Raw genomic sequence first — 16,303 nt, forward strand, 5'->3', positions numbered from 1 at the left:
ACTAACCCCCATACTTCCCTAACACAGGCAATTATACGATGTATCTCTGCCAGATAAAGTCATTATTGGCAACTTATCACCTTAACGAGCTACACCTGTTTAGGGTATAATACTCGACAAAATTGAGTCTTGATCTATTACCATTATCGGACAGCTTACACGCAAGTTTAGCTATAAATTCAATTTTTTATAAAAAAACCTCCTTAAAGCGTGCTGTTGCACAAATATACGGCAGCGTAATTTGACCCTTAAGGTTGACTGAGATACTTTGTGTGTCGCTAATTTCTTGGGAAAATCACTGTGGCTAAAAAACCTGAAAACCTCACTTTTGAAGAATCCTTATCCGAGTTAGAACGGATTGTCGGCGACTTAGAACAAGGTGATGTATCGCTCGATGACGCATTGAAACAGTTTGAGCGCGGTATCAACCTAGTCAGAAACAGCCAAGCAAAGTTAGAGCAGGCACAACAAAAAGTGTCTATTCTAACCCAAGAGCAAGATCAACCCAGTTTGCACCCCTATATTGCCGAGGGCGAATAATTGCTAACCGATGCGATAACCCAATATCAGCAGCGTGTCGATGACCAGCTGCGCCATTTTATTCTTGCTCAAGATGACACTGAGCCGAAACTCAAAGCCGCGATGGAGCATGGCGCATTACTGGGGGGCAAACGTATTCGGCCCTTCTTAGTGTACGCTGTAGGCGACATGCTTAATATCCCCTTGCAGCAGCTCGACGCCTGCGCCGCCGCCATCGAATGCATCCATGCCTACTCGCTTATTCACGACGACTTACCGGCCATGGACGATGATGCCTTGCGCCGCGGTCAACCGACAGTGCATATCGCCTTCGATGAAGCCACGGCGATTTTAGCCGGCGATGCTTTGCAGACCTTAGCCTTTGAAATTATTAGCCAAGAGCAGTCAGGCTTACAACCAAGTCAGCAATTGACCATGGTGCGCTCACTGGCCAAGGCCTCTGGATATCATGGTATGTGTGGTGGTCAAGCGATGGATCTTAATGCCACCGATAAACAGATAGATTTAACCACATTAACACGCTTACATCGTTTAAAAACTGGCGCACTCATCCGCTGCGCAGTGGAATTACCTATCATTGCCGCTGGCATCACAGATACCGAACGCGATCTACTGTTAGAATTTGCCGACGCAGTGGGCTTAGCCTTTCAAGTTCAAGACGATGTACTCGACATTACCTCGAGTACCGAAGAGCTTGGAAAACCACAAGGTTCTGACTGTGAGTCCAATAAGAGCACCTACCCTAAACTGCTAGGCTTGTCTGGTGCACAAGCAACCGCGAAAAGTTTGATCCATGACGCCCTATCAGCGCTGGCTAAATTACCATACAATAGCCAGTTAATTGCCGAATTCGCCCGTTTTATCATTGAGCGAAGAGTATAATAAAGAGCCAAAGAATCTCGCTATGAGTTTGGATATAACGAAATACCCTGTGTTAGCACAGGCCAACACCCCTGATGAGCTGAGACAGTTGCCACAGGGCGTGCTCCCAAAACTTGCTGATGAACTCAGAAGTTTTCTGCTGCAATCGGTAGGCATTTCAAGTGGCCACTTTGCCTCAGGACTAGGCACAGTCGAACTCACCGTTGCCTTGCACTATGTCTATAACACCCCATTCGATAGACTCGTATGGGATGTGGGACATCAAGCCTATCCACATAAAATTTTAACCGGTCGGCGCGATAAGATGCACACCATACGTCAAAAGGGAGGCATACATCCCTTCCCTTGGCGTGAAGAAAGTGAATATGACACCTTTAGCGTGGGCCACTCTGGAACCTCCATCAGTGCCGCGTTAGCGATGGCTGTTGCGGCTGAAAAAGAGCAAGCCGGGCGCAAAGTGGTCGCCGTAATTGGCGATGGTGCCATGACTGGCGGTATGGTGTTTGAGGCGATGAACCATGCCGGAGACCTACACAACGACATGTTAGTCGTGCTCAATGATAACGAGATGTCGATTTCAGAAAACGTCGGCGCTCTCAATAATCATCTAGCCCAACTGATGTCCGGCCGCTTATACACCACCATTCGTGAAAGCAGTAAAAAAGTGCTCAAAGGGATGCCAGTCATCAAAGAGATGGCTAAGCGAACCGAAGAGCACCTTAAAGGTATGGTCGTGCCTGGCACCATGTTTGAAGAGCTGGGCTTTAACTATATTGGCCCTATCGATGGTCACGATGTCGATGCCTTAGTCGAAACCATGCGCAACATGCGCAATTTATCTGGGCCGCAGATTTTACATATCATGACCAAGAAAGGTCGTGGTTACGAACCGGCAGAAAAAGATCCCATAGGCTGGCATGCCGTGCCTAAATTTGATCCATCAACCTTTGCCAAGCCAGCTGCAAAGCCGTCAAATCCAACCTTTTCTCAAGTATTTGGCCGTTGGCTATGTGATATGGCAGAAAAGGATGACAAAGTCTTGGGGATCACTCCCGCCATGCGTGAAGGCTCTGGCATGGTTGAGTTTTCTCAACGTTTCCCGGCACAATATTTCGATGCGGCGATTGCCGAGCAGCATGCAGTGACATTAGCCGCTGGCTTTGCTTGTGAAGGGTATAAACCCGTTGTGGCCATCTATTCAACCTTTTTACAACGCGGTTATGATCAGTTAATTCATGACGTGGCCCTGCAAAAGCTACCGGTTGTCTTTGCTATCGACCGCGGTGGTATTGTGGGTGCCGATGGCCCAACCCATCAAGGCGCGTTCGACTTAAGCTTTATGCGCACTGTACCTAATATGGTGATCATGGCGCCGTCTGACGAAAACGAATGCCGGCAAATGCTCTATACGGGCTATTGTTACAACGATGGCCCAACTGCCATCCGTTACCCGAGAGGCAGCGCCACTGGCGAGCCGCAAGTGGACACCATGACGGCGATGGAAGTGGGTAAGGGGTTGATTAAGCGTCAAGGCCAGAAAATTGCCATCCTTAACTTTGGCACAACTTTGGCTGCAGCAGATTACGCAGCCCAAGCCTTAGGTGCCACACTGGCTGACATGCGCTTTGTTAAGCCATTAGATGCCGAACTGGTTAAGCAATTAGCCACCAGCCACGACCTGTTAGTGACAGTGGAAGAAAATGCCATTATGGGCGGTGCGGGGTCTGGCGTATTGGAACTACTGCAACAACTGAAATTACCCATGCCGGTGCTCAATATCGGTTTGCCCGATGAGTTTATTAAACATGGTGATTCGGCGGAGATTTTGGCAGAGTTGAAACTCGATGGTGAAGGGATTTTACATCAAATCAACGCCTACATCGGTGCGTGATCTGTCAGTATCTCGAGTCGAATAGTGACAAAAAAATAGGCCTCTACTTGAGGCCTATTTTTATAATAACGTCTTTTTATACTAACGACATCGAATACCTATTAGGCTTGGGTATCGATTGAGCCTGTATCGGCCGAGTCAGCACTACCTTGCGACACCATCACCATGGCTGGACGCAGTAGACGGTCGTTAAGAATGTAACCTTTTTGCATGACCATCATGACAGTGTTTGCCGGAAAATCATCACTTGGCTGCATACCAATGGCTTGATGATGATCAGGGTTAAAGGCTTCACCTTGTGGGTTCAATGGTGATAGACCAAACTTTTCAACCGCTGTAGTAAAGCTCTTAAGCGTCAGCTCAACCCCTTCATAAATCGCCTTGGTGGTCTCATCTTCTGCATTGGTTCCTTGAAGCGCTCGCTCCATGTTATCAATAACAGGTAAAAGTTCATTGGCAAACTTTTCGAGGGCGAACTTGTGGGCCTTTTCCACATCCATGGCAGCACGACGACGCACGTTATCCACTTCTGCAGCAGCGCGGATCACCGAGTCTTTCTGCTCTTCGACTTTCGCTTCTGCCGCAGCTAATGCTTGTTCAAGCTCTTCTATACGAAAATTAGCTTGGGTCAGCTCATCCATCAAATTTGCCGCATCTTCAACCACCTCGGTGTCGACTTCTGGCGCGATATTGTTATCAATCTGTGGCTCTTGTGCTTTATTTGATTCGTTGCTCATTGTTACTCCAGCTAAAAATGCTTTGTTTCTGCATACTCTGGGCATATTATGGGGATCAAATTTGAGGTTTCAAGCCCTAAGGCATGGATCAAAGACAAATATGAGCAAAGCGTTCCACACAATTGGCTTAATTGGCAAACCCCATCACATTGGGACACATAACACCCTGAAACAGCTACATCATTGGTTAACCCAAAACGGGTATGATGTTTATGTTGAGGAGAGAGTTTCAGCCGAAATAGGCGCCCATGTCAAATCGGTCGACTTACTGCAAATAGGTGAATACTGTGATTTGGCTATCGTTGTCGGCGGTGACGGCAATATGCTAGGGGCTGCGCGCGTGTTGGCTCGCTTTGATATTGGGGTCATCGGCGTCAACCGCGGTAATTTAGGCTTCTTGACCGATCTACCACCCGAGGGGTTTGAACCTGCATTAACGAAAGTACTCGAAGGGGATTATAAAACCGAATACCGTTTCTTACTCGAATCGGAAGTCCATCGTCACGGCAATGTAAAGGCCAGCAATACCGCCGTCAACGAAACCGTGCTCCATCCCGGTAAAATTGCGCATATGATTGAGTTTGAAGTCTATATTGACGATAACTTTATGTACAGTCAGCGCGCCGATGGCATGATAGTGTCGACCCCAACGGGCTCTACAGCCTATTCACTTTCTGCAGGGGGAGCCATTTTAACCCCTAATCTTGAGGCGCTCATTTTAGTGCCTATGTTTCCGCACACTTTGTCCTGCCGGCCGATTGTGGTCGATGCGTGCAGCACCATCAAACTGGTTGTGTCACCAGATAATGATGATGCCTTAGAAGTCAGCTGTGATGGTCATGTCACTTTAGCGGTACTACCAGGCGATGAAATAATTATCCGCCGCAGCAAGGAGCGCTTACATTTGATCCACCCAACGGGATATAACTACTTTAACGTGCTGAGAAGTAAACTCGGGTGGGGCAGTAAGTTATTTTAACTAAGTGTCTTGCTTATGGTTACAGCTCACAACGTCTCTCACCACTGTATCACGTCAATCATGGGCACTAGATACCTTTACCAGCTCAAAAGCCCATTAGATCTATCAGCCAGTGGTAAATCAAAAATAAGCCCTCGTCATTACGCGAGGGCTTATGAGTTAACTAGTTCGATTAAGTGCTTTAATAGCTGAAAACACTGCTTACTCAACCGCTTGAGTCATACAGAGCAAATGTTAACCTTCTACTTCAAACAATAATCTTACTGTGGTCTGCGCCGCAACCGGCTTACCATCGACAAACTTAGGCGCATAACGCCACTGCTTTATCGCCTTCAGCGACTCTTTTATAAATAGAGGCCCCCCTTCAGAGGCTAGGGTCACAGGATCTTGCACAAACCCTTGTTCATCGACAGTAAATTCAATCTCCGACCAGCCTTCACGTCCAGCACGAATATAGGACATAGGATATTGAGGCGATGAACGAAACAGCGGCGTTTGCTCTTGCTGATCATCCCAAGGCGTCATACTGCCAATCGCAATACAGTGGGCTGTGGCCTGCTCGCTCTCGCCCTCACGCTCATATAGCTCGACTAAACGAGCATGGGCTGACAGCTTATAGGGATGACTAAAATCGAGTACAGCAAACTGCTTGACCACCTCTTCTAGATGACTAATAGCATCGCTGTAGCGCTTTTCACTCGCCTTTATCACGCCAACGTAATAAGTTGCCGTTATCCGGCGGATATCATTATTAGGCAGCTGCTGATAGATCTCATAGGCATCTAATACATCACTGCGAATATCACGCCCGTAATATTCTGTCGACATCAATGCCTTAAAAGCCAATAACTTAACCTCGGCTGTGAGTAACAGGTTATCGCTTGTCTGTGCAATGGAGATAGCTTCTTTAAACAGCGACTTTTGCTCTTTAGACGCCGACATCGTTTGCGCAGCGCCCAGTAGTGGGTCGATAACCTCAATGGCATCCCCCCCAAAATATGACCTATAAGTCTCTAAAACCTGCAAAAACTGTTGATGCGCGGCCTCGAGATCGCCTTTGGCCTGTAAGGATGTTGCCCAGTTCAATTGCAGATGAGTAATGTCGATTGCGTCAGGCTCAAAATACCCCTGACCCAGCAGATAGGTTTGCTGCGCATACTGCTCAGCAGCATGAATATCTTTAACTTCAATGGCGTGTTGATAAGCGGCATAACTGTCGCTAAAAGGTGAGGCACCAAGCGGCGCAGAATTGATTAACAGTACTGCACTTAGCGCCAATAGCGGTAATTTTAAAACCATAATAAACAAATATCCTTATTTGTGAAAATAAACTAACGCAGCTTTTCCCTGCTTTATATTAGGTAAACTCGACTTATTTTAGACAAGCATTTCACTGGTTAAAAACCATCCTACCAGCCTACCCAGTTATTGTAAACTTATGTAAAGTGAGCGTAATCGCCTCACCATCCATAAGGTCAATAACGCGCTGCAACACGCTAAAGAGATCCACACGCCTGTCACCCCAAACGCCCAAGCAAACAAGTAAATAATAACGGCAATTAATATTAACTTGCTGCCCGTTAGCATGGCGGCGTCTTTAGGACGACCGATCGCCTGGAAAAATGCTGCGCCGGTAAGAATAACCCCTTCAAAAGGAAGTCCCCAAAAATAGAGCCGCATCCCTTCGATAGCCACAGGTGTTAACTCAGCATTATCTCCGGCAAAAATATACACTAAATATTTCGGCAGCAGATAGATAAACAATAGACCTATGACCGCCGTCACTAAGGTCATCAAAGTCGCAATTTTGAATGTCTGGAACACCCTATCGAACCGGTTAGCTCCCGCATTAAAGCTGAAAATGGGTTGTGTGCCGAGCGCTATCCCCTCAAAAATCAAATAAAATAATGCCTCGGTGTAACTCACCACTCCGTAAGCGGCGACATGTATTGGGGCACCGACCCATAAAAACGCCATATTATGCAGCGTTAAGACTATCGAGAGATACAGGTTCATTAAAAAACTGGGAAAGCCCACTTTAACAATGTTGGAGCAGTGATCTAGAGTCAGCTTCATCTGCTCGATATTGATACCGAGACGCGTTTTTGCCGTAAAAAAATGTTGCAGACAAGCCAAGCCTGTCACTGCTTGACAGATCATGGTAGCAATGGCGGCCCCAGCTAACCCCAAAGGAAACACCACAATCAACAACCAATCGAGTAGCGCATTAAGGCAACCGCTGATGATCAATATCCAAGTTACAAAACCTGGGCGACCATCGTTTCTTAACAGCGCTGCAAACGCAATGGCCAAAATAGGAAACACACCTAATGCAAAATACCAAAACAAGTATTCATAGGCACCGCGTAACACTTCTCCCTCGGCGCCCAGCCACATTAAGATATCACGACTGAAAAAGGTGCCCACCAGCGCAAATAAAACGCCGGAAATTAAACATAGGGTAAAGGTGTTACCGAGTATTTTTCGCGCTCGCGCCGGATCATTGCGCCCCAAATTGATAGACACTAATGAGGCGCCGCCCATCCCCAACAACGCACCAACGGCATACAAAATCGCCCCAACCGGATACGCCAGCATCATTCCGGCCAAGCCGACTTCACCCAGATAATGGCCAATAAACATGCCGTCTATCACTACATACACCCCAGTCACTAACATAGATAAGATCGTGGGGATGGTGTAACGCCATACTAATGTTGGGATGGGTTCTGTCGCTAACGATTGATCTTGTGGTACGTCTTGCATAGTCTATTATCTATCTGCTCAGTAAAAAGACAAAGAAATCATATTAACCATTCACGATAACGTAGCACTAGCCGCTAACTTACCGACAATGTTAGGCAATCATAGGCGCTACGCCGTTAAACGATGTCACGCTTAGCAAGCGACAGCAGTTGCTGCTCGGTTGCGGATATAGTGATCGGCTGGCGAGAAATCAACTCAATACGAGAGTCCAGCGCATCATCAAGCTCAACAACCTGTAGCTGCTGATCAACATAGTTAAGGGTGGCAATACCCTCATCGCAAATTAGTAAAGCTTTTAAACGCAGGCAGTCCTGACGCTTTACCCAGGCGACAATGGCTTCAAAGTCGAATTCATAATGGCAATCAAATACCCAGCCAGCACTGTATATCCCCTCATGCTGATTATCATTGCGATAGATGCCAAGCTCATCAAACACTATGGTCGGTGGCATGGAGGGCACGGATATGCTGGAAAGTGGACTCAGAGGCGAGACAGAAAAGAGTGATGGGCTTGAGTCTGGCGAGTTTACTGGCGCTTTAGTGGGGGACTGAGCACCAACACTTTCTCTATCACAATCTAACACCTGCCCTGCTAACCGATTAAATAACGCCGGAGTTTGACTCTCTTGCTCGCGGGTTAAGTTGATTGCTTGCACTGGCGCGCTAATAGACTGCTGGGCAAGAAAGGTGTGCAACTGTGCCAAATCCTCATCTGCCGCTAAATCACCTTTGGTGACTAAAATCAGGTCGGCAACGGCTAATTGCTGCTTAAAAATGTCGCTTTCTCGATAGCGGTTGTCGCTCACCTTACGTGCATCCACTAAGCAGATGGTACTTTTTAAGGCGATCACCTGCTGATAATGCGGCTGGCTCAGGGTATCGATAATCGCTTTAGGATGCCCAAGTCCTGTAGGTTCAATCAATAACCGGTCGGGCTTAGCTTGTGCAAGCAACTGATTCACCGCCACTTGAATGGGCACGCCTGCCGCGCAGCAAATACAGCCACCAGCCACCTCTTTTATTTGCACCTTACCCGATTGCTTGCCGATAAAACTGGCATCGATACCGACCTCACCGAACTCATTAACTAACACAGCCCATACTTGGTTAGCGGGCTTATTCGCTAATAAATATTTAATGAGCGTAGTCTTACCCACACCTAAAAAGCCGGTGATCACATTGGTTGCGACGGGCTGAGTTATTATCGGTTTACGCATCTTATTCTCGCTATGGTTGCATTACGGTCCGGCTCATCAGCTTGGCTAACCTTTAGGCTAACCAATCTTGTATCAACTGATAGACTCGTCGACGAGTTAACTCATTGCTATCGCCATGGCGCAGTATCGGTAGCCTAGACGACAATGTTGCCAATCCCCCTTATACCTTGCGCGACTTATTAGCCCGTCGGCAGGCATAACTATGATGTTGGGTGTCGCGTGCTGAAGGGCGCTTCGCTCGCTTGGGTTTATGTGATGGACTGGTCGTTTCCAATTGCAACTCGCGGTAACGGGCCGGTAGCGGCGCACCTATCTCATACCCAGGCACTATGTGTCTTGGCAAGGTTTGTCCAATTAAGGCTTCGATTTCTTGTAGCATCTTTTCATCATTTAATGCCACAAATGAGATGGCATGACCAGCTAAACCTGCGCGGCCGGTGCGGCCAATACGATGCACATAATCTTCGGCATCCAGCGGTAATTCCAGGTTAATCACCAGTGGTAACGCCGCGATATCCAGTCCTCTAGCGGCAACGTCGGTTGCAACCATCACTCTGAGTTCACCCGATTTAAACTGCTCGAGCGCCCGATTTCGTGCTCCTTGGGTCTTATCACCATGGAACACGGCATTTTTTATACCGTCTAGTTTTAGCTCTTTGTGCAGTGTCTCTGCACTCTCTTTACTGCTGACAAAGACCAATACTTGTTGCCAATTATTACGCCCAATCAGTTCGGCCAAGAGCTCGGCTTTACGGCGCTTATCGACCGGATAAACCTCCTGTTTTATATTGGCTGCGGTGGTGTTTTGCGTCACATTAATCCACTCGGGATCGTCTAGCATCTTAGTGGCTAGCACCTTAATCGCCTTGCTAAAGGTCGCCGAAAATAGCTGAGTGGAATGGCGCGGGGCGATATGATTTTTAACTCGCTCAATGTCTTTAACAAAGCCTAAATCCAACATACGGTCGGCTTCATCGATAACCAGCTGCTCGACCGACGACAGATCCAAGCCATGCTGACCTATTAGGTCAAATAAACGCCCAGGGGTGGCAATTAAAATATCGACCCCCTTTGCCAGAGCCTTACGCTGAGGGTTGATATTAGCGCCACCGTAAACCGCCAATGACGTTAATGGCGTCAACTGACTGTACTTGGCAATACTCTCGCCCACTTGTATCGCTAATTCACGAGTTGGCGTCAGCACCAGCACACTGAGCTGGCCTAATGGCCTATCACTCTCAAGCAGCTTATGTAGAAAAGGGAGACTGAAAGCCGCTGTTTTACCCGTGCCCGTTTCGGCGCAGGCCATCACATCACGGCCTTGCAATGCAACCGGAATCACCTTGGCCTGCACTTGGGTTAATTGTTGATAACCGCACAGCGCTGTCGCTTGAATAAGCAGAGGATGCAGAGGGAGTGAATCAAAATTCATAATGGGCTCGATGGTCAATGGCTATTGGGTCAAAACTGAGCGCGGAGTCTATCAAAAACCGCGCCATAAGGATAACGATTCAACATGATTAGACCGTCAATAGCCGTTAATATGGAGCGCTAGCCACTTAATGAGTTCCCTCAATTAAGCCTGACGAGCTTGAGCGCGGATTTAAGTAAGCTTGTTCAAACTCTGCTTGTTGCAACGGCCGAGCAAACAGGTAGCCTTGGGCATAATCACAACCAGCCTTGGCTAAAAAGTCACGTTGGAATTCAGTTTCAACTCCTTCGGCAATCACTTTGATCCCTAACTTGTGGGCCATCACGATAATGGCTTCGCACAAGGCCACGCCATCGGTGTCGGTTTCTAAGTTGCGGGTAAAAGATTGATCTATTTTAAGATAATCGATATCAAATTTTTTCAGGTAGGCTAACGATGAATAACCCGTCCCAAAATCATCTAGCGAAACTTGAATACCAGCATCACGATAGGCGAGTAACTTTTCGGTGACCCCCATAGATGCATCCAATAACAACCCTTCGGTTATTTCGACGCAGATGGCATTGCTAGACAGCTCGAGATGCTGCAATAAGGTGAGCCAGTCACTAAAGGTGTCGCCATCATCGCGAAACTGCACTGGCGATTTATTAATGCTTATCTGAATTTCGGTGCCAAACTGCTTGCGCCACTCGGCACTTTGATGTGCCGCCTTTTCAAACACCCAGTTACCGATATCGTTGATTAACCCCGTCTCTTCGGCGACCGAAATAAACTCACTGGGTGACACCATGCCCCTCGAAGCGTGATTCCAGCGGATCAAGGCTTCCACCTTATAAATATCACCACTGTTCATATCGATGATCGGTTGATAATAAAGCTCAAACTCTTTGTGGCTAATGGCATGACGTAGATCTTTAATCAACGCCATACGATAACGGGCGAACTCTTGCATCGAAGGAGTAAAATAATGAAAGCGATTTCGTCCTTGCTCTTTGGCGGCATACATCGCCTGATCCGCATGTTTTAATAACCCTTCAATGCTGGTCGCATCGTCGGGATACATAGTAATCCCGATACTGGCGCTGATATACGCAGTTTCATCACCTAAGTTATAAGGTTCACTAATGCGCTGTAAAATGCACTGCGCCACCCGCTCGACTCCGCCGGGAAAATCAATACCCGACAACACCACGGTAAATTCATCTCCCCCCAATCTGGCACACATATCGAGTTCACGGATACAGCCCTTTAACCGTTTAGCGGTTTCTTGTAACAGTAAATCCCCCATATCGTGACCTAAGGTATCGTTCACCTCTTTAAAAAAGTCTAAATCTAAAAACATTAAGGCAAAATGGCTCTCATCACGGTCAATACGCAACATCTCACTGCTTAAATATTCGAGCAACATACGTCGATTGGGTAAGCCGGTAAGTGGATCGTAATTAGCCTGCTTCCAGATAATCTGTTCGGCTTGTTTTTTATCAGTAATATCAGAAAATAATGCTACGCGACGAAAAACCTCACCCTGTTGGTCATAAATGGTATTAATGGTAAACCACACCATATACTCACCGCCTTGCTTGCTTTTCAAGCATAGCTCTCCCTGCCAACGCCCAACGTCACTAACGGCTTGCGCTAACTGTTCATATTGTGATTTATCACAGTATTCACATTGTAAAAGACTGATATCTTTATTGAGCACCTCTTGTGGTTGGTAGCCAGTAATCGCAGTGAAGGCGGCGTTAACCGTGATAATTTTACCTTGATGATCTTGCACGCTCATCGCTTCGCTGGAGTTATTGTAGACCGAAGCGGCAAGCTCTAAAGACTCCTGTACCTGCCGTTGTTCAGTAATATCGCTGTGCACGCCACACATCCGCAGTGGTCGGCCGTGATTATCATAGCTCACCGTTTTACCCGTATCGACTATCCAGCGCTCCTCACCCGTTAAGGTGATCAGCCGATACTCGGCAATATACTTGGGGGCTTCCCCCTTGAGATGCCTATCCATGGCATTTAAAACAGCGGCCCTGTCTTGCGGATGAATGGCATCTACCCAGAGCCGCGGGTCATTATTGAGGCGTTCTAATTCACAGCCAAGTACCTTAGCGCACCATGGATTACGCTCTGTTTTATTGTGGCTGATATCCCAATCCCACAAGCCTAAATCACTACTTTCTAAAACTAACGCTAATCTTTCTTGGCTGGTTCTTACCGCCAATTCGGCTTGTTTATTGGCTGTGATATCGATAATACCGGCAATCACCATATTGACCTGATGATTCACTCGTCGACACGCGACCGCCAGATGGGTATAAACAATTTCGCCATCTTTGGCCACATAACGCTTATCCATCTCGTAGGCGTCAATCTCTCCATTAAGCAACCGCTTATACTCATCTTCATCGGCTTTAAGATCGTCAAAATAGGTTAACTCAGACCAAGTGCGCTGGAGCAGTTCTTGCTCGGAGTATTTCAGCATCTTGCACAACCTCGGATTGACTTTCACCCAGCGTTGATCGACTGAAGTGATGGCAATCCCGATGTTGCCAATGTCAAATTGAGAGCGAAAAATAAAATCATCTTGCAGCTTAATCTTGGCGTCACGTTCCACTTCGAGCCGACGCGACAATAGCAGCCCAATTAACGCCGTCACTAACGGAAAGATCGTCATCATTGGCAACGCGGCAATAGATAAAATATCGACAAATAACTCAAAAGGCAGTAGCGCTAATAGGGATAGAGTGAGCAGATGCAAAACAGCCCCAAATAGCAATAACTCTTTAAAGGTCATATCGGCAATGTCATTTTTACGATGGTAACGCCATAGACTGCCCAAACTGGCGGCCACAATCATCACCATAATGCCTGTAAGCATCGCTGGGCCACCTTCCAACACACGAAAGGTGATCCCCACAAGCGTGGCAACTAAAGTGGGTAAACCACCAAAAAACAGTCCTGATATTCCTAAAATAACCGCTCGCGCATCGACAAAAATACCCGTTTGGTATTCCCATGAGGTGATCATAGTGATCACTGTCACCACGCCAATCAGTAAACCGGCCAGCACACGCCACAACCAAGAATATTGGTGACGTCGCTGACGCGGAACAGCATCATAGATAAAAACTAATACCAGCAAAATTGCGGCATTTTGAAAAAAAACGGATAACGTATCTTGGCTCATAAGTAACTTAACATCTTATTATCAAGTAGATAACACCCAGCAGAGTGTAACAGAATTAGAGTAAAAAAATACGCTCAACAATAATTGAAAGTAACAATTTATAAAGGTAATACCCCATTTAGGAACAAATTGTCCATGCTAACCAATGACTGCGTAACGGTTTAAATAATAGTGCAGGCCTGCGGGACACAGCACTCAAATACCGCCTTAGATAAGCCACTTCACGTAAGTTGCCCGCATAAGTCAGCGGCATTGGCACTGCCGCATCACAAAGATTAAAAACTGGTATGGCAACAGCTTATCTTCTACCCCTGTATTTCACAGCCCATTAAAACCACGCCCAAACAGCAAGGCTGACATCGGGCCTGAATACTTGTCATACAGTGAGCAGCACAAGGCTCGTCGTTCTGCGAGTTACCCTATCGGTTTGTGCCCGCCAAAACAGATGCTGAACGTAACGGTAAGCCTAGCGCTATGTCTATTGCGCTAACAGAGCGATAACTGGCCAACATCAATAACGGCCCACATAGCTTCCCTAGTGTAGCTATAGCGACCGTAATCCCTTGAGACTGAATAGCAAATGGGTAAGATGCCCCACTTAACTCAATATGCTAAGCTAACGGCCTTTATCATCGCCACTCACATTTTGTATATGAAGCAGCCAGCACAAGCGCAATACAGCACCCAGTTTCATTTTCCGGTGCAGATATATTATGAGGATACCGATTTTTCAGGTGTGGTGTATCACCCTAATTTCTTGAAGTATTTTGAACGCGCCAGAGAACATGTCATAGGTGCCGAAACCTTGGCTCGCCTTTGGGCTCAACAAGGTTTAGGTTTTGCAGTCTATCGCAGCGATATGCTATGTCATGATGGGATCGAGTTTGCAGAGATTGTCGATGTACGTACTCAGTTTTCTTTTGAGAGTAAATATCGCACTGTATGGCGACAAGAGATCTGGCGACCACAAGGCAAAAAGCCGGCAGTTACCGCGCAAATTGAGATGGTATGTATGAATAAAGCGCGGCAGATGGCCCCAATGTCAGCAGAACTTATCGCCGAGCTCAGTCGTCATATCACAGACTAGGAGTGATGCCTCCCCTTAAGATGCTTCGCCAATGGGCCGATTGAGTTCCGGCCAATACATTTCAAGCTCGGCCGCGCTCATCGGTTTAGCAAACAACTCCCCCTGAATTTTATCGACGCCCATCTGTTGCAGTAACATCAACTCAGTTTGGGTTTCGACACCTTCCACCGTGACCGTAAACCCAAGCCCTTGGGCTAAAGACACCGCGCTACTAAGAATATGCTGACCACGACAGTCGGTCGCCACATTCTCTAAAAAGGCTTTATCTACCTTAACCTCGTTAACTGGTAGGTATTTAAGATACGCCAAAGAGGAGTGCCCCGTGCCAAAGTCGTCGATTGCAGCGTTAATGCCAGCACGTTTGAGGCATTCAAGTACATTAACCGTGCGCTGCATATCCGTCATTAATTGACTCTCGGTAACCTCAATTGCTAACACATCGGCGCTCAATTGCCACTGCTGTAGCTGTGTCACTATCCACTGACACAACTGACGGGCGCATAAATCATCTAGCGCCAAATTCACCGCCACCTGCAACCTCATGCCGCTTTGGCGCCACAGACTTTGCTGGTGAAGCACCTGCTTAATAACCCATTGGCTGAGCATAGTGATCATGCCAGCACGCTCGAGCAAAGGGATAAATTCTGCCGGCGAAACCCTACCTAGCAATGGGCTTTCCCAGCGGATAAGCGCCTCGACGTGACTGCAATTTTCGCTGACAAGATTGTATTTAGCCTGGTACACCACATAGAGTTCATTTTGTGCTAACGCCTTAGGAAAACAGCGAATAATAGTCAGCTGTCGATGCTGACTCGTATCGTCCCCCGCTTGATAAGAGGCGATTAAGCCAGAGCTCGACTTTGCTCGTACTAAGGCCAAATCGATACGCCTAAGCATCTGACTAACGTCGGCATAGTGCAGTGAAATATCCAAATACCCAAGCTGCACCTGTAGATTTATCACTGTATCATTAATAGAAAATGGCTGTTGCAAGTGACTTTGCAATGCCTTTAGCTCGTCATCGCTTAATGGCACTTTAAACACCACTAAAAACTCATCTTCATTCATGCGCGCCACAATATCTTGGTCATTGAGCTGCTGTTTAATTCGCTCACTCATGGCCAACAGTAACTGGTCGCCAAACGAGAAACCAAACAGGTCGTTAACATAGCGAAAGCGATGAATATCAATAAGAACAAACATGCCTTGATTAAGAGGCATAAGGCGAGATAAACGTGATTTCAGCCCAACCCGATTAAACAAGCCGGTGAGCTTATCTCGCCCAAGTGGTGGAGGTAACTGGGTTAACAATCGCTGCAACTGCAGATATAGCGGAATATAATCGGTAGGAACAGCGTCAATAGCTAGCGGCTTGCGGACTTTATCTTGTTGCTGTAATTGGCTGGTTAGTTGTCGCAAAAAACGTAGGCCAGTGCGTCTATGCCAGTACCAATAAAGGGTACCAGCGACGCCAATGGCTATAATATAAGCCATTATCCAATAGAGATTTGCAACATCCACACAAGGCCTTCATGTTTACGAAACAGAAAAATTAACGCTATTATTAACAGAGTTAATCGCCGGT

General features: G+C 47.0%; 12 protein-coding genes. 5 read left to right on the forward strand and 7 right to left on the reverse strand.

All coding sequences use genetic code 11. The annotated features are described in order from the left end of the window. Nucleotides 1–300 precede the first annotated feature (300 nt). Genes xseB through dxs form a run of 3 tightly spaced genes read left to right on the forward strand, consistent with a single transcriptional unit; the run spans nucleotide 301 to nucleotide 3,313 of the window. A complete protein-coding gene (gene xseB / locus DVO77_RS07330) occupies nucleotides 301–540 on the forward strand; it encodes an exodeoxyribonuclease VII small subunit (RefSeq protein ID WP_110458496.1) in 240 nt (79 codons plus the stop codon). Beyond that, the gene (ispA, locus tag DVO77_RS07335) at nucleotides 541–1,422 is read left to right on the forward strand and encodes a (2E,6E)-farnesyl diphosphate synthase (protein ID WP_119977871.1); all 882 of its coding nucleotides are present in this window, start codon (nucleotides 541–543) and stop codon (nucleotides 1,420–1,422) included. Between the two features lie 22 nt (nucleotides 1,423–1,444). Then, the gene (dxs, locus tag DVO77_RS07340) at nucleotides 1,445–3,313 is read left to right on the forward strand and encodes a 1-deoxy-D-xylulose-5-phosphate synthase (protein WP_119977872.1); all 1,869 of its coding nucleotides are present in this window, start codon (nucleotides 1,445–1,447) and stop codon (nucleotides 3,311–3,313) included. A 101-nt stretch (nucleotides 3,314–3,414) separates the two neighbouring features. On the opposite strand, the gene grpE is transcribed toward dxs, so the two are convergent. Further along, complete coding sequence (gene grpE, locus DVO77_RS07345; RefSeq protein WP_119977873.1) at nucleotides 3,415–4,050, reverse strand: nucleotide exchange factor GrpE; 636 nt, start codon at nucleotides 4,048–4,050, stop codon at nucleotides 3,415–3,417. 100 nt (nucleotides 4,051–4,150) lie between these two features. Between grpE and nadK the strand changes: the two genes are divergently transcribed. Next, nucleotides 4,151–5,029, forward strand: a complete 879-nt coding sequence (gene nadK, locus DVO77_RS07350; RefSeq protein WP_110458492.1) for an NAD(+) kinase — start codon at nucleotides 4,151–4,153, stop codon at nucleotides 5,027–5,029. 234 nt (nucleotides 5,030–5,263) lie between these two features. Here the strand turns inward: nadK and DVO77_RS07355 are convergent, their stop codons facing one another. The 5 genes from DVO77_RS07355 to DVO77_RS07375 all read right to left on the reverse strand — a co-directional run bounded on the left by DVO77_RS07355 (nucleotide 5,264) and on the right by DVO77_RS07375 (nucleotide 13,631). Continuing rightward, entirely contained in the window at nucleotides 5,264–6,328 is a 1,065-nt protein-coding gene (locus tag DVO77_RS07355) for a TonB family protein (RefSeq protein ID WP_119977874.1), read from the reverse strand. Between the two features lie 126 nt (nucleotides 6,329–6,454). After that, entirely contained in the window at nucleotides 6,455–7,795 is a 1,341-nt protein-coding gene (locus DVO77_RS07360; protein WP_119977875.1) for an MATE family efflux transporter, read from the reverse strand. Nucleotides 7,796–7,911: 116 nt separating this feature from the next. Continuing rightward, the gene (locus DVO77_RS07365; protein ID WP_119977909.1) at nucleotides 7,912–9,000 is read right to left on the reverse strand and encodes a CobW family GTP-binding protein; all 1,089 of its coding nucleotides are present in this window, start codon (nucleotides 8,998–9,000) and stop codon (nucleotides 7,912–7,914) included. A 172-nt stretch (nucleotides 9,001–9,172) separates the two neighbouring features. Beyond that, on the reverse strand, nucleotides 9,173–10,444 hold the full coding sequence (locus DVO77_RS07370) for a DEAD/DEAH box helicase (protein WP_119977876.1): 1,272 nt from the start codon (nucleotides 10,442–10,444) through the stop codon (nucleotides 9,173–9,175). Between the two features lie 127 nt (nucleotides 10,445–10,571). Further along, nucleotides 10,572–13,631 (reverse strand): EAL domain-containing protein, encoded by a 3,060-nt coding sequence (locus tag DVO77_RS07375; RefSeq protein WP_119977877.1) that lies wholly within the window; start codon nucleotides 13,629–13,631, stop codon nucleotides 10,572–10,574. Between the two features lie 652 nt (nucleotides 13,632–14,283). On the opposite strand from DVO77_RS07375, the gene DVO77_RS07380 reads away from it, so the two are divergent. Then, a complete protein-coding gene (locus DVO77_RS07380; protein ID WP_119977910.1) occupies nucleotides 14,284–14,718 on the forward strand; it encodes a thioesterase family protein in 435 nt (144 codons plus the stop codon). Between the two features lie 15 nt (nucleotides 14,719–14,733). On the opposite strand, the gene DVO77_RS07385 is transcribed toward DVO77_RS07380, so the two are convergent. Then, entirely contained in the window at nucleotides 14,734–16,239 is a 1,506-nt protein-coding gene (locus DVO77_RS07385) for a putative bifunctional diguanylate cyclase/phosphodiesterase (protein ID WP_249038129.1), read from the reverse strand. Nucleotides 16,240–16,303 lie beyond the last annotated feature (64 nt).

Origin of the sequence: Shewanella algidipiscicola (assembly GCF_003605125.1) — a bacterium.
Classification (GTDB): domain Bacteria; phylum Pseudomonadota; class Gammaproteobacteria; order Enterobacterales; family Shewanellaceae; genus Shewanella; species Shewanella algidipiscicola.

Excerpts from the sequence above, each read along its gene's own strand:
- DVO77_RS07380 (WP_119977910.1), top strand. The coding sequence starts at position 14,284 with ATGAAGCAGCCAGCACAAGCGCAATACAGCACCCAGTTTCATTTTCCG.
- grpE (WP_119977873.1), bottom strand. The coding sequence starts at position 4,050 with ATGAGCAACGAATCAAATAAAGCACAAGAGCCACAGATTGATAACAAT.
- DVO77_RS07375 (WP_119977877.1), bottom strand. The coding sequence starts at position 13,631 with ATGAGCCAAGATACGTTATCCGTTTTTTTTCAAAATGCCGCAATTTTG.
- DVO77_RS07360 (WP_119977875.1), bottom strand. The coding sequence starts at position 7,795 with ATGCAAGACGTACCACAAGATCAATCGTTAGCGACAGAACCCATCCCA.
- DVO77_RS07355 (WP_119977874.1), bottom strand. The coding sequence starts at position 6,328 with ATGGTTTTAAAATTACCGCTATTGGCGCTAAGTGCAGTACTGTTAATC.
- DVO77_RS07370 (WP_119977876.1), bottom strand. The coding sequence starts at position 10,444 with ATGAATTTTGATTCACTCCCTCTGCATCCTCTGCTTATTCAAGCGACA.
- dxs (WP_119977872.1), top strand. The coding sequence starts at position 1,445 with ATGAGTTTGGATATAACGAAATACCCTGTGTTAGCACAGGCCAACACC.
- nadK (WP_110458492.1), top strand. The coding sequence starts at position 4,151 with ATGAGCAAAGCGTTCCACACAATTGGCTTAATTGGCAAACCCCATCAC.